The organism is Halorubrum halodurans, assembly GCF_002252985.1.
In the GTDB taxonomy this organism is placed as follows: domain Archaea; phylum Halobacteriota; class Halobacteria; order Halobacteriales; family Haloferacaceae; genus Halorubrum; species Halorubrum halodurans.
This window is the reverse complement of the sequence record NZ_NHPJ01000083.1, coordinates 1-23,097: the sequence shown is the minus strand read 5'-3', so window position 1 is coordinate 23,097 and position 23,097 is coordinate 1. Positions and strand designations below refer to the sequence as shown.

Annotated in this window: 19 protein-coding genes; 10 read left to right on the top strand and 9 right to left on the bottom strand. The window is 70.4% G+C overall.

The genetic code is table 11. The annotated features are described in order from the left end of the window. Positions 1–45: 45 nt before the first annotated feature. Positions 46–567, bottom strand: coding sequence for a DUF7858 family protein (locus DJ70_RS08415; RefSeq protein WP_094531920.1), 522 nt, complete (start codon positions 565–567; stop codon positions 46–48). 162 nt (positions 568–729) lie between these two features. Here DJ70_RS08415 and DJ70_RS08410 point away from each other — a divergent pair, with 162 nt between their 5' ends. Beyond that, complete coding sequence (locus DJ70_RS08410; protein WP_094531918.1) at positions 730–1,731, top strand: transcription initiation factor IIB; 1,002 nt, start codon at positions 730–732, stop codon at positions 1,729–1,731. A 304-nt stretch (positions 1,732–2,035) separates the two neighbouring features. Here DJ70_RS08410 and DJ70_RS08405 read toward each other — a convergent pair whose 3' ends face one another. Next, positions 2,036–2,881 (bottom strand): HFX_2341 family transcriptional regulator domain-containing protein, encoded by an 846-nt coding sequence (locus DJ70_RS08405; protein ID WP_094531916.1) that lies wholly within the window; start codon positions 2,879–2,881, stop codon positions 2,036–2,038. 154 nt (positions 2,882–3,035) lie between these two features. Here DJ70_RS08405 and DJ70_RS08400 point away from each other — a divergent pair, with 154 nt between their 5' ends. Next, positions 3,036–4,739 (top strand): GTPBP1 family GTP-binding protein, encoded by a 1,704-nt coding sequence (locus DJ70_RS08400; protein ID WP_245810770.1) that lies wholly within the window; start codon positions 3,036–3,038, stop codon positions 4,737–4,739. A gap of 98 nt (positions 4,740–4,837) precedes the next feature. Here the strand turns inward: DJ70_RS08400 and DJ70_RS08395 are convergent, their stop codons facing one another. Genes DJ70_RS08395 through DJ70_RS08385 form a run of 3 tightly spaced genes read right to left on the bottom strand, consistent with a single transcriptional unit; the run spans position 4,838 to position 7,712 of the window. Continuing rightward, positions 4,838–5,707: an ABC transporter permease gene (locus DJ70_RS08395; RefSeq protein WP_094531914.1), complete on the bottom strand. Its 870-nt coding sequence runs from the start codon at positions 5,705–5,707 to the stop codon at positions 4,838–4,840. A 3-nt stretch (positions 5,708–5,710) separates the two neighbouring features. Then, entirely contained in the window at positions 5,711–6,616 is a 906-nt protein-coding gene (locus tag DJ70_RS08390; RefSeq protein WP_094531912.1) for an ABC transporter permease, read from the bottom strand. A gap of 7 nt (positions 6,617–6,623) precedes the next feature. Then, positions 6,624–7,712: an ABC transporter substrate-binding protein gene (locus DJ70_RS08385; protein WP_245810769.1), complete on the bottom strand. Its 1,089-nt coding sequence runs from the start codon at positions 7,710–7,712 to the stop codon at positions 6,624–6,626. A 306-nt stretch (positions 7,713–8,018) separates the two neighbouring features. Here DJ70_RS08385 and DJ70_RS08380 point away from each other — a divergent pair, with 306 nt between their 5' ends. Beyond that, complete coding sequence (locus DJ70_RS08380) at positions 8,019–9,086, top strand: ABC transporter ATP-binding protein (protein ID WP_094531910.1); 1,068 nt, start codon at positions 8,019–8,021, stop codon at positions 9,084–9,086. Between the two features lie 193 nt (positions 9,087–9,279). After that, complete coding sequence (locus tag DJ70_RS08375) at positions 9,280–10,281, top strand: D-2-hydroxyacid dehydrogenase (protein WP_094531908.1); 1,002 nt, start codon at positions 9,280–9,282, stop codon at positions 10,279–10,281. Between the two features lie 107 nt (positions 10,282–10,388). Here the strand turns inward: DJ70_RS08375 and DJ70_RS08370 are convergent, their stop codons facing one another. Both DJ70_RS08370 and DJ70_RS08365 read right to left on the bottom strand, forming a co-directional pair. Then, complete coding sequence (locus DJ70_RS08370) at positions 10,389–11,621, bottom strand: aminotransferase-like domain-containing protein (RefSeq protein WP_094531906.1); 1,233 nt, start codon at positions 11,619–11,621, stop codon at positions 10,389–10,391. Positions 11,622–11,802: 181 nt separating this feature from the next. Further along, positions 11,803–12,144 carry a dihydroneopterin aldolase family protein gene (locus DJ70_RS08365; RefSeq protein ID WP_094531904.1) on the bottom strand — a complete coding sequence of 114 codons (342 nt, stop codon included), beginning with the start codon at positions 12,142–12,144 and terminating at the stop codon, positions 11,803–11,805. Between the two features lie 124 nt (positions 12,145–12,268). On the opposite strand from DJ70_RS08365, the gene DJ70_RS08360 reads away from it, so the two are divergent. The 3 genes from DJ70_RS08360 (at position 12,269) to DJ70_RS08350 (ending at position 15,747) form a co-directional block, all read left to right on the top strand. Further along, positions 12,269–13,555, top strand: a complete 1,287-nt coding sequence (locus DJ70_RS08360; protein WP_094531902.1) for an MFS transporter — start codon at positions 12,269–12,271, stop codon at positions 13,553–13,555. Between the two features lie 71 nt (positions 13,556–13,626). Next, positions 13,627–14,943 carry an amidohydrolase gene (locus DJ70_RS08355; RefSeq protein WP_094531900.1) on the top strand — a complete coding sequence of 439 codons (1,317 nt, stop codon included), beginning with the start codon at positions 13,627–13,629 and terminating at the stop codon, positions 14,941–14,943. Positions 14,944–15,006: 63 nt separating this feature from the next. Continuing rightward, positions 15,007–15,747, top strand: coding sequence for a topoisomerase DNA-binding C4 zinc finger domain-containing protein (locus DJ70_RS08350; RefSeq protein WP_094531898.1), 741 nt, complete (start codon positions 15,007–15,009; stop codon positions 15,745–15,747). A gap of 39 nt (positions 15,748–15,786) precedes the next feature. Here the strand turns inward: DJ70_RS08350 and DJ70_RS08345 are convergent, their stop codons facing one another. Beyond that, the gene (locus DJ70_RS08345; protein WP_094531896.1) at positions 15,787–16,773 is read right to left on the bottom strand and encodes a tyrosine--tRNA ligase; all 987 of its coding nucleotides are present in this window, start codon (positions 16,771–16,773) and stop codon (positions 15,787–15,789) included. A 61-nt stretch (positions 16,774–16,834) separates the two neighbouring features. After that, entirely contained in the window at positions 16,835–18,883 is a 2,049-nt protein-coding gene (locus DJ70_RS08340) for a DUF460 domain-containing protein (protein ID WP_094531894.1), read from the bottom strand. A 127-nt stretch (positions 18,884–19,010) separates the two neighbouring features. Here DJ70_RS08340 and rio1 point away from each other — a divergent pair, with 127 nt between their 5' ends. From rio1 to thsA, 3 genes are all read left to right on the top strand, one after another. Further along, complete coding sequence (rio1, locus tag DJ70_RS08335; RefSeq protein ID WP_094531892.1) at positions 19,011–19,943, top strand: serine/threonine-protein kinase Rio1; 933 nt, start codon at positions 19,011–19,013, stop codon at positions 19,941–19,943. Between the two features lie 365 nt (positions 19,944–20,308). After that, complete coding sequence (locus DJ70_RS08330) at positions 20,309–20,851, top strand: KH domain-containing protein (RefSeq protein ID WP_094531890.1); 543 nt, start codon at positions 20,309–20,311, stop codon at positions 20,849–20,851. 387 nt (positions 20,852–21,238) lie between these two features. Then, positions 21,239–22,894, top strand: a complete 1,656-nt coding sequence (thsA, locus tag DJ70_RS08325; RefSeq protein ID WP_094531950.1) for a thermosome subunit alpha — start codon at positions 21,239–21,241, stop codon at positions 22,892–22,894. Positions 22,895–23,097 lie beyond the last annotated feature (203 nt).

The window sequence follows — 23,097 nt, the reverse complement described above, 5'->3', positions numbered from 1 at the left end:
TGTCGGCCTCGAAGGCGTCGTCGGCCGCGCCGTCGACGGCAGCGATCAGCGGAGGCCGTCGTTCGACCCCAGCGCGTCGCCGAGGGGATCGTCCGCGCCGAGTCCGGACCCGAGCGGCGACGCGCCCGCGAGTCTCGCGTCCACCACCTCGGCGACCGCCGGGAGCGGGTCGTGGGTCTCGACGTACGTCGCCAGCGCGAAGTCCGCGTCGTCGCCGCCGGCGAGCGTCACCGCCTCGCTGCGGGCGATCCGGCCGTCGAGCCAGTCGCGGACGACCCCCCGACGGGTCGGCGCGAGCGGGCAGACGCCCGAGACGCCACAGCGGTGGAGCGTCTTCGCGGCGGTCATGGGCGCGACCCCGGCGTCGGCGGCGGCGTCGCCGACGCTCCGCCCGGCGGTGTACGCGTCCACCAGCGTCGCGGTCGCCTCCGGCGTACACGGCAGGTCCTCGGCGTGATCCCGCAGGCGCTCCGGGAGCGGCGTCTCGGTGTCGTCCGCGACGGCCACCCCGCGGTCGCGCTGGCTGGCGGTCACCTCGAGCCCCGCCGCGATCTCCGACAGCGTCATGTCAACCGCTCTCGCCCTCCGGTAGATAAAGCTCCCGTACTCCGCCGGCCTGCCCCGGCCACCACCGATCGGTAACCGGTCGGTGCGAGCGCCCGGATCCGGCCGCTCACCCCCCGATCCACCGGGGTTTAAGTAAGGCATCGGGACCGAGGTTCAGACGTGATGAGCAAGGCACCCTCGACCCGCGCCCGTTCGCGCCGCTCCCGGAACCCCCGCGCCGCCGCCCGTACCGAGACGGCCGCCCGCACCGATCGCACCGACGCCGCCCGCACCGACGCCGCCGAACTCGACGGGACGGCCGCGGCCGCCGTCCGCGACGAGGAGTGTCCCGAGTGCGGCGGGCGCACCGCGGTCGACAGCGCGGAGCGCGCCTGCGTCGACTGCGGGCTCGTCCTCGAGGCCGACCGGATCGACCACGGGCCCGAGTGGCGCTCGTTTTCCGACGACGACACGGACCCCAAGCGCACGGGCGCGCCGCTGACGCGCTCCCGGCACGATCGCGGGCTCTCGACGGAGATCGGTCGCTCGACCCGGCTCAAGGGGCGCAAGCGCCGCCGGATGGCCCGGATGCGCACCCAGCACAACCGCGCGCGGATCTCCACGAAGCGCGACCGCAACAAGGTGTACGCCTACACCGAGATCCGGCGGCTCACCGGCGCGCTGGAGCTGCCGACGAGCCTCCGGGACACGGCCTGCGCGCTCTTCGACTCCGCGCAGTCGGAGAGCCTGCTCCGGGGGCGCTCGCTCGAGGGGTTCGCCGCCGCGTGTGTCTACGTCGCCTGCCGCACCGCCGACGTCGCCCGGACCGTCGGCGAGGTGTGCGCGGAGGCGAAGGCGACCGAGGCGGAACACCGCGCGGCCTTCGACGCGATGAACCGCGAGCTCGGTCTCCCGGTCGGTCCGACCGCGCCCGCCGAGTACCTCCCGCGGTTCGCGAGCGACCTCGGGGTCGACTCGGCCGTCGAGGCACGCGCCCGCGAGCTCGCCGACCGCGCCGTCGCGGAGGGGATCGCGAACGGCCGCAACCCCGTCCGCGTCGCCGCCGCCTGCCTGTACACCGCGGCGCGCCAGTGCGACGCCGACTACACCCAGCGGGAGGCCGCCGACGTCGCGGGCGTCACGCCCGTGACGGTCCGCCGGACGTACGTCGAACTGCGGGACTGATCTCGCTCCCGCGAAAACGACGGCCGAGCCGTCGTCCGTGACGCCCGCCGGGCGACCGCGACCGCGTCAGCGGGGACCGCGACGGCGACCGGCCGCGCGCCGATCGCTCCGTGCGACCGACGCGGGCCGGGGAGGGTGGGCGAAGGGAGGGCGGAGGGACGTCGCACCCGCCTGACGGGGCGTCACGCGTCTACACCGAGGCCCGGTCGACGATTCTACGTTGGCCGTCAACGGTCCGGACGAACCGTACAGTACGCACGGGTCGTCCGGCCCGTGTCGGCGTCCCGGCGACCGGACGACGCGCTCAGGACTCCCCGAGCTTGTGCTGGAACGCGAAGAAGACGCGCCGCCCGATCTCGGTGAGGTGGACCGTGTCCGATCGTCCGACGTCCTCCAGTTCGACGTAGCCGCGGTCGCGGAGCGGCGAGAGGACGTGCGTCTCCAGCGCGCGGTACTTCGCGGTCCGGCTCTCGCCGGCCTCGCGCAGGAACGAGAGGTCGCGCTCGCGGGCCCACTGGATCAGGTTCCACTTGTCCGTCGTCACGTTCCCGTCGGCCCGCTCGCGGAGCCGACCGAGCACCGCGACCTGGTCCGTCGTCGGCGCGTCCATCGGGTAGATCGGCAGGTCGACGGTCGCCGCGACACCGGCGGTGAGCGGCGTCTCGTCCACGTCGTGGCGGTGGACCTCGGGCTCGACGCTGTAGGGCCGCGCGCCGACGACCATACACGCGATCGCGACGCCGACCGCCGCGACCCGCGGGCCGGTGGAGACGTTGGCGAACAGGCGGTCGCCGGCGGGGTCGCCGGCGTCGTGCCGGGCGGCGACGGTGGTCGTCACGCCGAGGACGTCGTACACGTCCGCGAGCTCGACGGGCAGCGCGCGGACCGCGGCGAACTCGGCCGCCTCGGCCCACGCCTCCCGCTGGTAGTCGGTGAGGCGGTCGACGTCGACCCGACTCGCCTCCGGGCCGGCGGCGGCCGCCTCGAAGTCGACGACGCCGCGGTCGGCGTCGCGGTCGGGCGCGTCCGCGAGCAGGTACACCACGTCCGCGCCGTGGCTGCGGAGGGGTTCGACGATCCGGTCGTGTTCGTGGCCGAGCGGTACGACGTGGACGCGCCGTTCGGCGACGCGGGGGACCGTTGTGTCCATGCCTCCCCTCCCCGCGGCGGTCGCTTAAACGGTGCGTCGCGGCGGGCGTCTCCCGGCGTGGCGCGCGTCGCTACGGAGGGCTCCGTACCGATCACGTGACGTGGGGACGAGTACCACGAAAACCGTTAAGCCCGGCTGTCGCCTACGTTCCTCCATGAGCGCTGACCGGTCCGCGTTACGGCGGGCCATCGAGCGCGGCGAGCGCGACGGCGGGGCGATCGAGTTCAAGGAACGGCTCACCCGCGAGGTCCACCTCGCGGACGGCCGCATGGAATCGCTCGTGGCACAGCTCCGCCACCGGGTGCTCTCCGGCGACGGCGAGGCGACGTACGTCCTCGGCGTCACCGACGACGGCGGGCTCGCGGGGGTCCCGCCGGACGCCTTCTCCGAGACGATGGACGTGCTCTCGCTGCTGGCCGAGGAGGCGGACGCCCACATCGCGGACGTGGAGACGTGGAGCGCGGGGGCCGACGGCGACGGCGACGCGGCCGGGCTCGTCGGGCTCGCCACCGTCCGCGAGGGCGGCATGTTCGAGGCCGACGACGACCACCTCGTCGTCGGGACGGCGGGCCACGTCGACCACGGGAAGTCGACGCTCGTCGGGACGCTCGTCACCGGTCGGGCCGACGACGGGCAGGGCGGCACGCGCGGCTTCCTCGACGTCCAGCCCCACGAGGTCGAGCGCGGGCTCTCGGCGGACCTCTCGTACGCGGTGTACGGGTTCGCCGAGGACGCCGACGACGCGGTCCGGATGGACAACCCCCACCGGAAGTCGGACCGCGCGCGGATCGTCGAGGAGGCCGATCGCCTCGTTTCGTTCGTCGACACCGTGGGCCACGAGCCGTGGCTCCACACGACGATCCGCGGACTGGTCGGCCAGAAGCTCGACTACGGCCTGCTGGTCGTCGCCGCCGACGACGGCCCGACGGCGACGACCCGCGAGCACCTCGGCATCCTGCTCGCGACCGAACTCCCGACGATCGTCGCGATCACGAAGGCGGACGCCGTGAGCGACGAGCGGCTCGCCGCGGTCGAACGCGAGGTGGAGTCGACGCTCCGCGACGCCGGGCAGACGCCGCTTCTGCTCGACCGCCACGGCGTCGACGTCGCGGTCGGGGAGGTCGGCGACGGGGTCGTCCCCGTCGTCCGGACCAGCGCGGTGACGAAGGAGGGCGTCGACGCGCTCGACCGGCTGTTCGAGGCGCTTCCCAAGCGTGCGACGCCCGAGCGCGAGGCGTTCCGGCTGTACGTCGACCGCAGCTACAAGGTGACCGGCGTCGGCGCGGTCGCGTCCGGCACGGTCAACTCCGGCACCGTCGAGGCGGGCGACGAGCTCCTCCTCGGTCCGATGGCGGACGGCTCCTTCCGCGAGGTCGAGGTCCGGTCGATCGAGATGCACTACCACCGCGTCGACAGGGCGAAGGCCGGCCGGATCGTCGGGATCGCGTTGAAGGGCGTCGACGAAGCGGAGATCGACCGCGGGATGGCCCTCGTGCCCCGTGACGCCGACCCCGAGCCCGTCCGGGAGTTCGACGCGGAGGTGATGGTGCTCAACCACCCGACGCGGATCCGCGAGGGGTACGAGCCGGTCGTCCACGTCGAGACCGTCTCGGAGGCGGCCGCGTTCGCGCCCGAGGAGGGGCGACTCCTGCCGGGCGACACGGGACGGACGCGGGTCCGGTTCAAGTTCCGGCCGTACCTGATAGAGGAGGGCCAGCGGTTCGTCTTCCGCGAGGGGTCGAGCAAGGGCGTCGGGACCGTCCGCGCGGTGAATCCGGCCGACGCCGACGACTCCGGGGGCGCCGAGAGGTCGGACGGCCCCGACGGCGCCGACCGTTCGGACGGCGTCGACCCGTGACGCGCGCTCCCTCGAAGCCGGGGCGGTCCCGGAGGGGGCGAGGCGATCGACGCGAACGGAAGAGGGGGAGACCGCGGCGACGATCGTCGTCGTCGGCCTCAGACGTACTCGAGGATGTCCCGGAAGTTGATCGCGACGGCCAGCGCGGTGCTGACGACCAGCACGATGATCGTCGCCATCGGGTCCATCGCCGCCGTGCCCTGTGAGTACACCACCATGCCGTACATCTCCTTCGTGAGCGCGTCCATGGTCCCGCCGACGAAGAAGACGCGGATGAAGTCCTCGAACGAGCGGAGCCAGGCGAACACGAAGCCCGCGGCGATCGCGGGCGAGATGATCGGGAGGGTGACGTCCGTCAGCACGCTCCGGCCGTCCGCGCCGAGGTCGCGCGCGCCCTCCTCGAGCTTGCGGTCGAACACGGCGAGCCTGGCGACCACGGGGAGGACGATGAACGGCAGCCCGTACACGGAGTGGGCGAGCACGGTTCCGAGGAAGCCGGGCGAGAGCCCGACCACGCGGAACAGGATCAGAAGCGAGATCCCCATGATGATTCCGGGCATCAGGAGCGGGACGATGACGAGCCCCCTGAGCATCCCCCTGCCGCGGAACTCGTGACGGGCGATGGCGAACCCGAGCGGGACGCCGATCAGCGTCGCGACCAGGGCGGACACCGTCGCCACGAACGCGCTCTGTCTGGCCGCCAACAGGAGGCTCTCGTTGGTGAACAGGCTGACGTAGTTGTCGAGGGTGACCCCCTCGAACGGGAACAGCACGGCCGAGTTCTCCATGAACGAGAGCGCGACTATCTGCGAGAGCGGGAGCCAGAGGAAGACGATGATGCCGAGCGTCAGCGCCCACATGCCGTAGTCGGCGACCGCGCTCACGACCCGGTCGACGGAGACGGTCCCCGTCAGTCCGGGCTCGCCGACGAGCCGCGACAGCCGACCGTGTCCCTCACTGTCCGCCATGGGTCACCCCATCGCCTCCAGGCTGGTGGTACGCATCACGATCGCGAACGCGATCAGGGTCGGAATGATGAGGAACAGCGACCCCGCCGCGCCGTAGTTGATGGCGTACAGCTCGTTTATCCGGGCCGTGAGCACCTCGGCGATCATGGTGAACTTCCCGCGGGCGAGGAACTGCGGCGTGATGAACGTCCCGAGCGCCGGGACGAACACGAAGACGCAGCCGGTGATCAGCCCCTGTGCCGACAGCGGGACCACGACGTCCTTCGCGATCTCGATCCGGGTCGCCCCGAGGTCCCGCGACGCCTCGATGACCCCGTAGTCGATCCCCTCGAGACTCGAGTACAGCGTCAACAGCATGTACGGGAAGAAGGCGTGGGTGAGCGAGATCACCACCGCCGCCAGCCCGTACTCGAAGATCCCGAGCGGCTCGGAGACGAGCGGGGTCGCGAGCAGCGCCGAGTTGATCAGTCCCTGGCTGCCGAAAAGCGAGAGCCACGAGTAGATGCGCACGATGAAGATGGTGAAGAAGGGAACCAGGACCGCGAACAACACGATCTTGAACCGCCGTCCGGAGAGCCGCGTGAGCAGGTACGCGACCGGGTACGCGAGGACGACCGTCAGGAACGTGGTGGCCGCGGCGATGCGCAGAGAGAGGAAAAACGAGTCGACGAACGGCGTCTGGAACAGCCCGCTCTCGCCGACGAACAGCTCCCGGTAGTTCGACACCGAGAAGGACCACACCACGTCGTAGGAGCTGCTGACCTCCGCGAAGCTCACCATCACGAGGAACGCCGTCGGGACCAGTATCAGCGTGAGCAGCCATCCGACTCCCGGTCCCGCCATGATCGCGAGCTTCGCCCGTTCTCCGCGCCGTTCGAACGCGTCGCCGAGATCTTGGATGGTGCTCATCTCGTTTTCACGCGTTCTTGACCCGTTCGAACATCTCGATCCACGCCTCGTCCTGCTCCGCGGGCTTGAACGGGATCATCCCGTCGAGGACGCCCGGCTCGATCTGGAGCGACTCCGCCTCGATGTTGTCCATCGCGGCCTGGGAGGTGTTCATGATGTTCCGGTTCTCCGAGAGCGCCGCCCCGGTCTCCGGGGAGATGTACTCGTTCAACACCCGGAAGGCCGCCTCCTTGTTCGAGGAGCCCGCCGTGACGACGGCCCCCTCGAACCAGGTGAGCTCCTCCTCCGCCGGCTGGGAGAAATCCACGCTCTCGACGTCGTTCATGATCCCCACGTGCGTGCTCCGGTTCGCGAACGACGCGATGATGTTCCCGTTCTGGTAGTCCTGCGTGAGCGTCTCCTCGTCGTGGATGAACCCGAGCAGGTTCGGCTTGAAGTCGATCAGCGTCTCCTCGATGGTCGTGAGCTGCTCGTCGGTGAACGACACGGTGTCGCCCTCGAACGCGTCGGTGTAGCCGAGCGCGAGCCCCGTCGCCATGATCGACTTGTAGTAGCCGTCGTACAGCGTGATGGAGCCGGTGAGGTCGACCCCCGCGTACTCCTCGCTGAAGAGGACGTCGTAGGAGTGCTCGTGGTCCTCCGGGAGCTTCGAGCTGTCGTAGCCGTACGCGTACCACCCGAACTGGACGGGGACGCCGTAGACGTCTCCACCGTCGGCGAACTGCCCCTCGGCCGCGCTCTGGAACGTGGGATACAGCGAGTCGAAGTTCGTCATCACGTCCATGTCCACCGGCGCCGCGAGGTCCGCGTCGATGAACCGCGGGACGTACTCGTTGTTCGGGATGACGACGTCGTACTCCTCGCCGCCGCCCGCGTTCACGGTGGAGAACATGTTCGCGGAGCCGTCCGCCACCGAGATCTCGAGCGAGACGTCCTCGAGCGCCTCCTCCACCTGGTCGTTGACCGCGTCGTATCCCGTCCACGTGAGGATCGACACCGTGGTTCCGCCGCCGCCGCCCATACACCCTGACAGGCCCGCCATACCCGTCACGCCGGTCGCGCCTGCCGCCTTGATGAACTGCCGTCTGTCTACCATCGTCGTCGATCGACTGCTACTCACGTGTAATAAATCTGCTCTACAAAAGACATGTTCATTGGGGGATCGGCCTTATATGATATCGATCTTTTCACGTTTAACCGAATACGGGTAACGATCGTGTCGTTCTCGACCGGCTTCTCGACTCCTCTCCGTGGTGATCAGCAAGCTGATGATCGTACGAAGCAATTTTGCGCCAAATATTGACGAATTTCATATTTTATGTGATTAAGGTATATGTTTTCTCGAATATAATCGTCTTTACTGGACAAAAAGTTAAGTACTATCCGCGTCTTCGGTCGCGGTATGACGACAGCAACGACGGCGGTACAGCTCGACGGCGTCCGCAAGGAGTTCGGCGACACGATCGCCGTCGACGGGATCGACATCGACCTCCAGCGCGGCGAGTTCTTCTCGCTTCTCGGCCCGTCCGGCTGCGGGAAGACGACCACCCTCCGGATGATAAGCGGCTTCGAGACCCCGACCGACGGCTCGATCCGGATCGAGGGCGAGGACGTGGTCCACCGGCCGCCGAACAAGCGGAACACCAACCTGGTCTTCCAGAGCCTCTCGCTTTTCCCCCACATGACCGTCGCGGAGAACGTGGGGTACGGATTGAAGAAGGACGGCGTCAATCCCGGCGAGCGCGAGCGGCTCATCGAGAAGTACCTCGACATCGTGGACCTGTCGGGATACAAGACCCGCAAGCCACAGGACCTCTCCGGGGGCCAACAACAGCGCGTGGCCATCGCCCGCGCGCTGGTGAACGAGCCGGACATCCTGCTCTTGGACGAGCCGCTCTCGAGTCTCGACCGGAAGCTGCGCCAACAGATGCAAGTCGAGCTCCAGGAGATCCACGACCGCGTCGAGAGCACGTTCTTCTACGTGACACACGACCAGGACGTGGCGATGAGCATGTCCGATCGCCTCGCCGTGATGAACGACGGGCGGATCGAACAGATCGGCACGCCCAAGCAGATCTATCGCGAGCCGGCGACCGCGTTCGTCGCCGACTTCATTGGCGACACGAACCTCCTCGACGGGGTCGTCGAGAACACGACGCACCCGCCGCGGCTCGAGCTCGAGGCCGACGCCGAGACGACGATCGACCTGGGCGAGTCCGCCGCGAGGGGTGACGTGGTCGCGTCCATCCGGCCCGAGGAGGTCGACCTCGTGGAGTCGGGCGCCGGCACGATAGACGGCACGATCGTCAACCGCTTCTTCCACGGCGAGCGAACCAACCTGGTGATCGAGCCCGACGACGACGCGCTCCCCGAACTCGACGTGGCCGTCCAGGGACGCTCGGAGGTGCCGGACTCCGAGGAGGTCTCCGTCGAGCTCAATCCCGACGCGATGAGCGTGTACGCGAAGTGACCGTCGTCGCTGCCCTCGATCGCCCGCAGTCGGGCGATCGACGCCCGCCGGCGCACCGTTCGGCCGACCGCCCCGATCCCCGAACGCCGACCGTGAACCCACACGCCGCCGATCCGACCGGAGGAACCGTGCCCGTCTCGGGCGGAACCCCGCCCGTCTCGGGAGGAACCGCGCCCGCGACCCGACGCGCCGCATGAAGGGACGCGTCGACTCGGCGGCCGACGCCGCCGAAACCGACGTGCTGTTCCACCACAGCGTCCCGGCCGTCTTCGGTCGCGACTTCGCTCGGGAGGTCCGGTCGCGCCTCGACGCCGCGCTCCCCTCAGTCGAGCGGATCGAGACGGCGACGACCGCCGCGGAGTCCGACGCGGCGATCGGCGACGCCGACGTCGTCCTGACGGTCCGGCCGATCGGCGACGCGCTCTCGGACGGAGCGGCACCCGACTGGGTCCAGACGCTCAACTCCGGGGTCGACTCCTACGACCTCGACGCGCTCGCCGACCGGGGCGTCGCGGTGACCAACGCCGCGGGCGTCGCGGCGAACCCGATCGCCGAGCAGGTGCTCGGCTATCTGCTCGTCTTCGGGCGGCGGATCCACGAGGGGATCCGGCGACAGGAGCGCGACGGGACGTGGCGGCGCTACTCCGCCGGAGAGCTCGGCGGAAAGACCCTCGGGATCGTCGGCGTCGGCGCGATCGGCTCGCGCGTCGCGGAGCTGGCCGCGGCGTTCGACATGGAGGTGATCGGCACGAAACGCACCCCCGAGACCGCTCCCGACGTCGTGGACGAGGCGTACCCGCCCGCCGGACTCCCCGAGGTGCTCTCCCGCTCGAACTACGTCGTCCTCGCCTGTCCGCTCGTCGAGACGACGCGCGGCCTGATCGGCGCCGAGGAGCTCATGTCGATGCGGTCGGACGCGGTCCTCGTGAACGTCGCGCGCGGCGAGGTCGTCGAGGAGGCCGCGCTCGAGACCGCGCTCCAACAGAACCGGATCCGCGGGGCGGCACTCGACGTCTTCGAGGAGGAGCCGCTGCCGCCGGAGTCGCCGCTCTGGGACCTGCCGAACGCGGTGATCACGCCCCACATGGCGGGGACGACGCCCAAGTACGCCGACCGGATCGGCGAGCTGTTCGCGGAGAACTACCGGCGGTACCTCGCCGGCGACCTCTCGGACCTTCGCAACCGGATCGTCTGACCGTCTCCCGGTCCGGTCGTCCGGCTCCACCTCGATCGACGCTGGACGGCCGACTCCACCCCGACCGACTCCGCTTCGACCGTCCGTGCGCCCGTCTCGACCGACGCTCAGTCGTCGGCCTCGAGCGCCGGCGTCTCCGCACGGACCGCGGTCGCCAGCGCCGCGATCCCCTCGTCTATCTCCGCGGGCGAGGCGTGGCTGAACGAGAGCCGGGCGTTGCGCGTTCCCCCGTCGTCGGCGTAGAAGAACGAGCCGGGGAGGTACGTCACGCCCTCGTCGATGGCGGCGGGGAGCATCGCCTCCGCGTCGACGCCCTCGGGGAACTCCACCCAGACGAAGAAGCCGCCCTCGGGCTCGCTCCACCACGTCCCTGGCGGCATCCGCTCCGCGAGGCTCTCGAGCATCCGATCCCGACGCTCGCTGTACCCGGCACGCAGCTCCTCGATGGCCCGGTCGAGCCGGCCGTCCTCGGCGTAGCGGGCGATGAGCCCGCGGGTGTAGCTCGGCTCCCCGCCCGCGTTGATCCGGTCGAACTGCTCGACGAACGACTCCTCGGCGATGATCCAGCCGGTCCGAACGCCGGGGGCGATCGTCTTCGAGAACGTGTTGGCACGGATCACCCGGCCGGCGTCGTCGAGCGCCCTGATCGGCGGCGGCTCCGCGCCCTCGTACCGGAGCTGGCCGTACGGGTCGTCCTCGAGGACGAGGAAGTCGTACGTCTCCGCCAGCTCGCAGAGCCGCCGGCGGCGGTCCGCGGACAGCGTCACCCCGGTCGGGTTGTGGAAGTTGGGGACGGTGTACAGCAGCTTGGGGAGCGCCGCTCCCGCCGCCTCGCGGGCGGCGAGCTCGTCGGCGAGCGCGGCGACGTCGAGGCCCTCGGTGTCCATCTCGCAGCCCTCGACGTCGACGTCGTAGTTGCGGAACAGCCGCAACGCGCCCATGAACGTGGGCGCCTCGACGAACACGGCGTCGCCGGGGTCGAGAAAGGTCTGACACACCGTGTCTATCGCGTTCGTCGCGCCGTTCGTCAGGTGGATCTGCGCGGTCGTACAGTCGATGCCGCGGTCACGAGCCTGCTCGGCGATCACTTCGGGGAGCGTGTCGGCGTACTCGCCGCCGCCGTACTGGAGCGCGCGGTCGCCCTCGTACTCGAAGAGCGACTCGGCCGCGGAGACCAGCTCCCCGTTCGGGAACGACTCCGGGTACGGAAAGCCGAAGCTCAACGGGACGGCCTCCGCGTCCCGGATCGACCGCCACGCGCCGTAGACGGAGCCGTCCATCGTCTCCCGGACCGTCTCGCTGAACAGGTGATCGAGGTCGTCCGACTCGGATCCGTTCATTCGGTATCGTCTACCGACACAGGTTTCAATACCATAAACTTACTGTCGGAAAAATACGAACGATCAACCACATATTAACAATATAGTGTGTTGATCGTCCGGTATATTGCGAACTATTCTGGACGAACACGAACGACCGGGTTGCGGCGACCGCCGTCGCGGGCGGCGGGCCGGCGGCGGGTCACTCCGAGACCGCGGCCAGCTCCATCAGCGGGTAGCCGTCGACCATCTCCATTCGGGTGTCGACGACGACCCCCTCGTAGGCGATCCGCATCTCGACGTCCATGAGCGAGCCGGTCAGCTCGGTGTAGCCGTTCGCGTGGTCGATCGCGTCGGCGACGCGGTCGTCGTGGATCGTCACGTCGACGGACTCACAGAACGGCTGATTCTCGATGGCCTCCGCCATCGCGGCCTCCAGGCTCCGCGTGCTCGCCGGGCTCACGGGGGTCCCCGCGAACTGGTGGTACAGCGAGCCGAACTTGATCCCCGCCTCGAAACACGCCTGTTGGGCGTCGGTGGCCATGGCCCGAACGCGGGGCCGTCGGCGTAAGAAGCTTCGGAGCCGCGTCGCCGTCGGCGCCCCCGCTCTCCCCGTCCCCCGCCGGCTTCGATACGCTTTACCCACCGGCCGAGCGTCGTGGACGTGAATGAACGAGAACGGTCGGTCGATCGTGGCGTTCACCATGGTGTCCCACGCGATCGTCCACACCTACGAGCTCTCGATCCCGATCCTCGTCGTGATCTGGCTCTCGGAGTTCTCCGTGACGACCGCGACGATCGGCACCATCGTCGCCGTCGGGTACGCGCTCTTCGGGATCGGGGCGCTCCCGAGCGGCGTCCTCGCCGACCGCTACAGCACGAAGTCGATGGTGCTGATCGGGCTGGCGGGGATGGGGGGGTCGTTCCTGCTTCTCAGCGCCGCGCGGGGGACGGCGACCATCGCGCTCGCGCTCGCGCTGTGGGGCGTCTTTGCGAGCATCCACCACCCGGCGTCGCTCTCGCTGATCTCGACGGGCGTCTCCGAGAGCGGCACCGGCTTCGCCTACCACGGGATGGCCGGCAACCTGGGGATCGCGTTCGGGCCGCTCGTCACCGCCTCGCTGCTCATCGTCTTCGACTGGCGGGTCGTCTCCGCGCTGCTCGTCGCGCCCGCCGTGCTCGCCGTCGCGTACGCGCTGACCGCCGAGTTCGACGAGATGGCCGCCGTCGACGTCGGGACGGACGACGAGGGAAGCGGAGCCGACGACGCCGACGGGACCGCGGACGACGACCGGTCCGGCGGTCCCGACTCCCTGGCCGGGTTCCTCGCCGACAGCCGGGCGCTCTTCACCCTCGGGTTCGCGCTCGCGATGGCGGTCGTCCTCATGAACGGGGTGTTCTACCGCGGCGTGCTCACGTTCCTGCCGGACGTGCTCGGGGGGTACCTCCCCGACGTCTCGGGCATCGGCCCCTTCGCGCCCGACAGCCCGATGGCCGAGGAGTTCGACCTCGCCTCCTACCTCTACGCCGGGCTGTTGACGGTCGGGATCGCCGGCCAGTACGTCGGCGGGAGGCTCACCGACCGGATCCCGGTGTCCGCCGGGCTCGCGGCGGTCTTCGGCGCGCTCGGCGTCCTCGCGGTGGCCTTCATCCCGGTCGCCGAGGCCGGGCTCTGGCCCCTCGTCGCGATCAGCGCCGTCTTCGGCTTCGTCCTCTTCTCGATCCAGCCGCTGTACCAGGCGGCCATCGCGGTGTACAGCCCGCCGGACGGCCGCGGGCTCTCGTACGGCTACACCTACCTCGCCAACTTCGGGGTCGGCGCGGGCGGCGCGGCGCTCGCCGGGCTCCTCCTCGACGTCACGACCGTCGGGCGGACGTTCCTGCTTCTGGCCCTGGTCCCGGCGGCGGGCGCGGCCGTCGCGCTCACGCTGTTCACCGCCGTCGACGTGGAGTAGGCGGGGTTCGACGACGAGCGAGCGTCGACGAGAACGGAAGGGGTTAGGCCCGCGGCGCGGAACCGGCCCGCATGGACACGCTGTGTATCACGGGCGGACGGGTCCTCCACCCCGACGGCCGCGTGCGCGAGGGCGACGTCGTCGTCGACCGCGAGACGGGGACGATCCTCGCCGTCGGGCGGGACGAGGCGGTCGCCGAACACGCCGCCGACGCCGCCGGGACCCTCGACGCGACGGGCGGGCTGGTGATCCCCGGTCTGGTCAACGCCCACACCCACGTCTCGATGACGTTGCTGCGCGGTTACGCGGACGACAAGCCGCTCGACGCGTGGCTCCGCGAGGACGTCTGGCCCGCGGAGGCCGAACTCACCGACGACGACATCGAGGTCGGGGCCGAGCTCGGGGTCTTGGAGATGATCCGGTCGGGAACGACCGCGTTCGCCGACATGTACTTCGCGACCGACCGCGTCGCCGACGTGGTCGACCGTGCGGGCGTGCGCGCTCGCCTCGGCCACGGCGTCGTCACGGTCGGGAAGGGGGAGGAGGAGGCGATCGCGGACGTCGAGGAGAGCCTCGCGGTCGCCGCCGACCTCGACGGGGCCGCCGACGGGCGAGTGCGGACCGCGTTCATGCCCCACTCGCTGACGACGGTCGGCGAGGAGCACCTCCGCGAGGGGATCGAGCGGGCCGCGGCGGAGGACGTACCGGTCCACCTCCACGCGAACGAGACGCGAGACGAGGTCGACCCGATCGTCGAGGAGCGCGGCGAGCGACCCCTCGCGTACGCCGCCGACCTCGGCGCGCTCGGCGAGGGAAACTTCCTCGCCCACTGCGTCCACGTCGACGACGCGGAGATCGACCTGCTCGCGGAGACGGGGACCGCGGCCGTCCACTGTCCGGCCTCGAACATGAAGCTCGCGAGCGGGACCGCCCCGGTCCAGCGTCTGCGCGAGGCGGGCGTCACCGTCGCGCTCGGCACGGACGGGGCGGCCTCGAACAACGACCTCGACCTCTTCGACGAGATGCGCGACGCCGCGATGGTGGGCAAACTCGCTGCCGACGACGCGAGCGCGGTTCCTGCGGGGGCCGTCGTGGAGATGGCGACCGCGGGCGGCGCGGACGCGCTCGGGCTTCCCGGCGGCCGGATCGCGGAGGGCGAGGCGGCCGACCTCGCCGTCGTCGACCTCGATCGGCCGCACCTGACGCCGGTTCACGACCCGGTCTCGCACCTCGCGTACGCGGTCCGCGGGAGCGACGTGCGCCACACCGTCTGTGACGGCCGCGTCCTCATGCGCGACCGGGAGGTCCTGACGCTCGACGCCGACGCGGTCAAGGCTCGCGCCGCCGAGGCCGCGAGCGACCTCGTCGCGCGGGTCGACGAGGCGTGACCCGTCGACGCGCTCTCGCTCCCCCGCCGACCGCTTAAGCCGCATGCCGCGGCCAGACCGCGCATGCCAGCACGCCTCCGCGTCCTCGCCGGCGACTGTCGGGTGACCGAACGCGGCGACCGGACCCGCACCCACCGCGGCCGCGTCGTCGTCCTGATCAAGCCCGACAACACCACGCTCGTCCACGACGCCGACGGCTACCAGCCCGTCGCGTGGCTCACCCGGCCGGAGTCGGTGGTCGTCGAGGGCGACGGGGCGGGCTTCACCGTCACCGCGCGGGACGGATCCCGGCGGCTCCGCGTCGTCGCCGAGGCGGCGACCGCCAGCCGGGCGCTTCCGGTCACCGAGGCCGGGATCCCGGTCGGGACCTGTCCGGACGACGGCGGCCCCCTCGTGCGCTCGCGGGGCGACGTGGTCTGTCTCGACTGCGAGCGCCGCTGGGGGCTGCCCGCCGGGGCGAGCGTCACCGACGCGACCTGCGAGGCGTGCGGGTCGCCGAAGATCCGCGTCGAGCGCGGCGAGGCGTTCCACCTCTGTTCGGACCCGTCGTGTGACCCGCTCGAGGAGGCCGTCAGCGACCGGTTCGACCGCGTCTGGGACTGTCCGGACTGCGGGACCGATCTCGCGGTCCGGTACGCGCCCGGCCGCGTCTACCTCGCCTGTACGGCTCCCGACTGCGAGACGACCCTCTCCGTCCCGTCCGGCGTCGCCGTCGACGAGTGTGCCTGCGGGCTGCCGGTGTTCGAGACCGCCACCGGACGGCGGTGTCTCGACGGGACCTGTCCGGTCGGCGGCGGGACGTGAGAACGGGGCATCCGACGGCGGCCGCGGCTGCCGTCGCGGCTACTCGGCCAACTGCTCGCGCCCGGGCGCGACGAGCCGGTCGAGGTACGCCGCGAGCGCGCCCTTGGCGTCCGCCGGGTGAAGCTCGCCGGCCTCGAGGTCGGCCTCGAGCGCGTCGTACTCCGCGTACTCGAGGTCGCCGCCGTACTCCTCGGGACGTTCGACGACGACGGTCTCGAACCGGGGGAAGACGTGGTACTCGAACACCTGGAGGACGGGGTTCTCGCGCTCGACGCCCTCCTCGGTCGGGTCCGGGTCGGCCGTCGGCGGGCAGTACGCCTTGTTCACCTTCTCCGCTATCGCCTCGCGGGAGTCCTCCATCGAGATGGTGACGCCCGTACTGGAGGACATCTTCCCCTCGCCGGTTGCGAGGTCGGCGATAAGCGGGGTGTGGAGGCTCGTCGGCGGCTCGCGGTCGATGCTCGGGAGGACGTCACGCGCGAGCATGTGGACCTTCCGCTGTTCCATCCCGCCGACCGCCAGGTCGACGCCGAGGTACGGGATGTCGAGCGCCTGCATCAGCGGGTACACCGCCTGTGAGACCTTCACCGAGTCGCCCGACTTGATCTCGGCCATGGCGCGCTCTGCGCGCGCCAGCGTGGTCTCGAGCTCGAGGGCGTGGAGATCGAGCGTGTAGTCCTCGTCGAGCTGGAAGTCGGAGCCGAGCACGAACTGGGTGTTCGACTCGTCGAGCCCGTAGGCGATGAACTGGTCGCGCATCCGCTCCGCCGTGCTCCGGATCTCGGCGAACGAGCCCTTGTCGTTGAGGTACGCGTGGACGTCCGCGAGCAGGACGGTGACCTCGAAGCCGGCCTCCTGGAGGTCGATCAGCTTGTTCGCCGTGAGCATGTGGCCGATGTGGAGAACGCCGGAGGGCTCGTAGCCGACGTACGCCCGCTTCCCGTCGGGGTCGTCGGCCAGCGTCTCGATCTCCTCCTCGGTGACCACCTCGGCCGTGTTCCGGGTGATCCGCTCGTGGGCGTCCATGGCTACGATAGCGCGGGCGCTCGGGATATGACTTCTGGAAACGCCCCGATCCGGGTCCGGGTCACTCCTCCGTCTCGAGTCTCGTCCCCGCCCGGTGTTCGGAGATGATCCGGTCCAGCCGCTCGGCCCGCTCGTCGCGCCGGCGACGCTCCGCCCGCGACTCCCAGTCGTCGACCGCGGCCTCCAGGTCCGCCTCCTCGGCGACCGCGAGTTCGTCGACCTCGCGGACGGGGACGGCCGACGCGGGAACGACCGGGATCCCGTCGTCGAAGAGCACGCGGTCCGCGACGTCGGAGAGGTTGCCGTCCCGGATCACCGCCCGCGGGTCGGTCTCGGCGAGCCGCTCCGCGGTCCGCCGCCCGGCACCGGAGGCGTCCCGGAGGTACACCACGTCGCCGGCGACGAGCCCGTACGCCTCGTCGGCCGCGTCGATCGCGTCGAGCGTGAACTGCTCGACGACCTTCACGCTGACGAGCCCCCGGTCCTCGGCGACGTCGTCGAAGTTGGAGTGGTCGAGCCGCCACAGCTCCTTCAGCGTCTCCACCTTCCTCTCGAGCTCCGCCACCGTCTCGCGGGCCTCGTCGCGCTCGCGCTCCAGCCGCTCGGTCTCGCGTTCGAGCCGCGCGACGATCCGTCGACTGCGCGCCTCGATCCGCTCCTCGCGTTTCGCCTCCTCGAGTTCGGCCTCCAGCTCCGCGATCCGCTCGTCGCGCTCCTCGAGGTCCGCCTCCAGCGACTCCGTGTGTGACTCCAGCCGATCGACCCGGTCGCGGAGCCGCCGGATCGTCTCCTCCTCCTCGGTTCGGTCAGGCTCCGTGGGGTCCTCCTCGGCGGCGGTCCCGCCGTCGTCGCCGTCGCCGTCGCGGTCGGCCCGCAGGTCCTCGATGACGGCCTCGACGGACGCGCCGCCGGCGACGACGCCCGCGATCACCTCCTCGCGGTCGAGCCGCGGGGGCGTCTTCTCCGTGATCCGCTCGAACTGGTCGGCGTGGGCATCGTAGGCGTACAGCGCGGCTGCCAGCGCGTCGCGCTCGTGGTCGTTCCCGTAGCTCGCCTCCCGCGTCCGGTGGAGCTTCTCGTCGACCGGGAGGTCGGTCGTGGGCCGCCAGCCGGCGGCGTCGAAGGAGCGGCGGAACTTCTCGACGGTCTCGGGCATCGGCTCCACGTCGGCGGCGACGACGATCGGCCGCCCCTGTTCGATCACCCACTCGGTCACCTCCGCCGTGTCGGCCGTCCGCGAGGAGTAGAGCGCGTGGACGGTGCCGTCGAGGCCGACGACCGCGGCCGCGGTGGTCGTGCCGGGGTCGATCCCGACGATGACCCGGTCGCGGCGCTTCACGAGCGGCTCGTACTCGATCCCGTCGCGGCGCTCGCGTTCGACCTCGACGCGGACGTCGCCCGCCCGCGAGTTCGACACGGGGATCTCCTCCGGGCGGGCCGCGACGGTGAAGACGGCGTTCGCGAAGCCGCCGTACTTCTCCGTCACCTCCCGGTCGAACGCGAGGTTCGCCTCCTCGAGCTTCGACTGGACCTGTCGCGTCCGCTTCCGGACGTTGCCGTGGATCCGGCGGGTGTACCGGTCCTGGCTCCACCCGCCCTTCCCGGTCGAGCGCCCGCGCGAGACCTTCACCGTGGTCTCGTCGGTGAAGGCGGTCACCTCGTGGCCGACGTTGGCGGCCGCGAGCCGGGCGGCCGCCTCCGCCTCCTTCATCGGCTTCTTCCCGTACGGGACCCCGTGTCTGGAGGCGACCCGCGAGAGCGGTTCCGGCCGCTCCGCGCCCGTCACCTGGACGAGCCGGGTCCCGTCCGGCAGCGACCGCAGCAGCCCCACGAGCGCGTTCTTGTCGGGGGCCAGCTCGTAGGCGTTGTCGGTGGCGACGTACAGCGGCTCGCGGTCGTCGATCAGCCGCCGGAGCTTCCGGAGCGAGACCACGTCGCGGGTGACCCGCGCGAGCGGCCCGTCGGCGTCCGGGGCGTCGGGGTCGTCGTCGTCGTCGACCGGATCGAGGATCACGAGCGCGTAGGAGGGGTCGTCGCCGCGAACGTCGCCGCTTTGTACGTCGACGCCGAACACCGGCCGGTCGCGGGCGCGGATGGTCCGGGATGTCACGGAGTAACGTAGGCCGCTCGGCCGTATATACCCCACGCCGCGGGTGATCGTCCGCTCACGTCCGGGCGGCGACCCGTCGCGCGCTCGACCCGCCCGTTTATCAGTTACCGCGGCGAAGTCGGGACGAATGAGCGAGGAGTTCGTGCTGCTCGAGCCCGCGGACCAGCCCGGCGACGAGTGGGAGGAGCTGGACGTCTCGGACACCGAGGCGGACCGGATCGCCCGCCGACAGGACCGGGAGTTCAACGAGTTCCGCGAACGGGTGAAAGACACCGAGCAGTTCAAACTCCAGGAGTCGGTCTTCGACGACGCGACGCTGGCGGCCGTGTACAAGCTGGTCCAGGACGGCTACGTCGACGCCTTCGGCGGCCCGGTCTCGACCGGCAAGGAGGCGAGCGTCTTCGAGGCGCTCGGCGGGAGGGCGGGCGAGCGGCCGGAGCCGGGATCGGCGGCCGCGGGCGGCGGCCCCGAGGGCGTCACGCCCGACCGCGAGGTCGCGGTGAAAGTGTACCGGATCAACTCCTCGAACTTCCGGCAGATGCGCGAGTACCTCGAGGGTGACCCCCGATTCGAGGGGATCGCGAACGACAAGAAGGCGGTGGTGCTGGCGTGGACGAAAAAGGAGTTCGCGAACCTGAAGCGCGCCCGGAAGGCCGGCGTTCGCGTCCCCGAACCCATCGCGGTCCAGCGGAACGTGCTGGTGATGGAGCTCGTCGGCCACGCCGAGGAGCGCGCCCGGCGGCTGAGCGAGGTCGACGTCGAGAACCCCGCGACCGCCTACGAGGTCGTTCGCGAGTACATGCGCCGGCTGTACCGCGCCGGGCTGATCCACGGCGACCTCTCGGAGTACAACATGATCGTCCACGACGGCGAGCTGGTGGTCATCGACCTCGGACAGGCCGTGACGGTTCACCACCCGAACGCCGGGGAGTTCCTCGACCGCGACTGCGAGAACGTGGCGACCTTCTTCACGCGACAGGGGATCGACGTCGACCCCGACGACCTCCGCGCGTACGTGACCGAACCGGAGCCCGACCCGAGCGGCGAGCCGGACGAGTGAGGGCTCGGACGAGCGAGCAGTCGGACGAGCGAGCAGCCGGACGAGCGAGCAGCCGGACGAGCGAGCAGCCGAGGACGACACCGGCGTGGGTTCCGACCGACGACTCGCCCGCCCTCCACGAAGCGGCATCACGGCGTGCTCGTTCCCCGCATCGCCACCGCGTTCCTGCCGCTCGACGCGCTCCCGGCCGTGCCGGTCGCGACTCGTCGTCGTGGTCGGCGTGCCCTTCGCGGACGGGGCCGGACGCGACCGTCCGTGGTCGGACGACGGAAAACCTACGGTAGCAGCCCGCACGCGTCCGGCATCCGGACACACACCGCGGCTCCCGGAACACGTTTAAAAGGCTCCGTCGGGTATCACCCGACATGCAACACGTGACGGTTCCGCAGGACCGGATCGGCGTCGTCATCGGTTCCGGGGGCGAGACGATGCGGGAGATCGAGGAGCGGGCGGGCGTCAGACTCGACATCGACTCGGAGTCCGGCAGCGTCGCCATCGAGGAGACGGACGACCCCGTCGCCGCGCTGGTCGCCCCGGACGTGATCAAGGCGATCGGGCGGGGGTTCAAACCCGAGACCGCGCTGTCGATCCTGGACCACGACCTTCGGACGCTGGAGCTCATCGACCTGACCGAGCACACCCGCAACGACAACGACCTCCAGCGCAAGAAGGGGCGGATCATCGGCGAGAACGGCCGGACCCGCGAGCTGATAGAGGAGCTGACCGGCGCGAACGTCGTGATCTACGGTACCACGGTCGGCGCCGTCGGGGGGCCGGAGGAGCTTCAGGTCGTCCGCCGTGCGGTCGGGATGCTCCTCGACGGCGCGCCCCACGGCGCGGTGTACTCGTACCTCGAGCGCAAGTCCAACGAGCTGAACGACGACGTGAGTTTCAACGCGCCGCGGTAGACGCTCCGCGGGGAACCCCCTCCGCCCGATCGCGGCGTGGTCGGTCCGTCGCCCCGCCCCTCACGCCTCCCCAGCCTCGTCGCCGGAGGACGTCCGACTCCCTCGCGGGCGGGTTCCCGCTCGCCGGGCGCTCACTGCTGTGCCGGACCCGTGGCCGGCTCTCACGTCGGTCGGCGGTTCCGGGTTCGCTCTCCTCCGTTTCCGCTCTCCGACGCCGGAACTCTCCGGTCGACCGGCCTATATAAAGGGTCGTGATAACGAACCACATGCGCCCAGCTCCGCCCCTCCGTGTTGCGGTTTCGCACGAGCTGACCGAAGGATTTATATAGAATCACAAACAATCGGAGGATGATTATGTCCCAGCGACAGCGGATGGGTAACCAGCCGATGATCGTACTTTCCGAGGAGTCGCAGCGCACCTCCGGGAAGGACGCCCAGAACATGAACATCACGGCCGGGAAGGCGGTCGCGGAGTCCGTCCGCACCACGCTCGGCCCGAAGGGAATGGACAAGATGCTCGTCGACTCCGGCGGGTCCGTCGTCGTCACGAACGACGGCGTCACCATCCTCAAGGAGATGGACATCGACCACCCGGCGGCGAACATGATCGTCGAGGTGTCCGAGACCCAGGAGGACGAGGTCGGTGACGGAACCACGTCCGCCGTCGTCGTCGCGGGCGAGCTCCTCGACCAGGCCGAGGAGCTCCTCGACCAGGACATCCACGCGACCACGCTCGCACAGGGCTACCGCCAGGCCGCCGAGAAGGCCAAGGAGATCGTCGAGGAGCAGGCCATCGAGGTCACCGAGGAGGACCGCGAGACGCTCGTCGAGATCGCCCAGACGGCGATGACCGGCAAGGGCGCGGAGAACTCCAAGGACCTGCTCGCCGAGCTCGTCGTCGACGCCGTGCTGGCGGTCAAAGATGAGGACGGCATCGACACGGAGAACGTCTCCGTCGAGAAGGTCGTCGGCAGCTCCATCGACCAGTCCGAGCTCGTCGAGGGCGTCATCGTCGACAAGGAGCGCGTCGACGAGAACATGCCCTACGCGGCCGAGGACGCGAACGTCGCGCTGTTCGACGGCGCCATCGAGGTGAAGGAGACGGAGATCGACGCCGAGGTCAACGTCACCGACCCCGACCAGCTCCAGCAGTTCCTCGACCAGGAGGAGCAGCAGCTCCGCGAGATGGTCGACCACCTCGTCGACATCGGCGCCGACGTCGTCTTCGTCGGTGACGGCATCGACGACATGGCCCAGCACTACCTCGCACAGGAGGGCATCCTCGCCGTCCGCCGCGCGAAGTCCGACGACCTCAAGCGCCTCGCCCGCGCGACGGGCGGCCGCGTCGTCTCGAACCTCGAGGACATCGAGTCCGACGACCTCGGCTTCGCCGGCTCCGTCGCCCAGAAGGACGTCGGCGGCGACGAGCGCATCTTCGTCGAGGACGTCGAGGAAGCCAAGTCCGTCACGCTCATCCTGCGCGGCGGCACCGAGCACGTGGTCGACGAGATCGAGCGCGCCATCGACGACTCGCTCGGCGTCGTCCGCACGACGCTCGTCGACGGGCAGGTCCTGCCCGGCGGCGGCGCGCCCGAGGCCGAGCTCGCGCTCCAGCTCCGCGACTTCGCCGACTCCGTCGGCGGCCGCGAGCAGCTCGCCGTCGAGGCGTTCGCCGACGCGCTGGAGGTCATCCCGCGCACCCTCGCCGAGAACGCGGGTCTCGACCCCATCGACTCGCTCGTCGACCTCCGCTCCCGCCACGACGGCGGCGAGTTCGGCGCCGGTCTCGACGCCTACACGGGCGACGTGATCGACATGGAGGCCGAGGGCGTCGTGGAGCCGCTCCGCGTCAAGACCCAGGCCATCGAGTCCGCCACCGAGGCGGCCGTCATGATCCTCCGCATCGACGACGTCATCGCTGCCGGCGACCTCAAGGGCGGCGGCACCGACGACGACGGCGACGACGGCGGTGCGCCCGGCGGCGCGCCCGGCGGCATGGGCGGCGGCATGGGCGGCATGGGCGGCATGGGCGGCGCGATGTGAAGTTCGGGAACGACCACATCCACCCAGCCACCCCGACCGTCGAACCGACTGCCGACCGTCTGACCTAACCACCCACGGCCGGCCCGAACGGGCCGTCCACGAACGCGCTTTTATCGGACCACTGACGCCGTAGCGTAGCCCGTCTCTTAGCGTTCGCTGTCCGATCCGTTCGCTACAATCGAAGCGACGAGCGATTGCGGTGG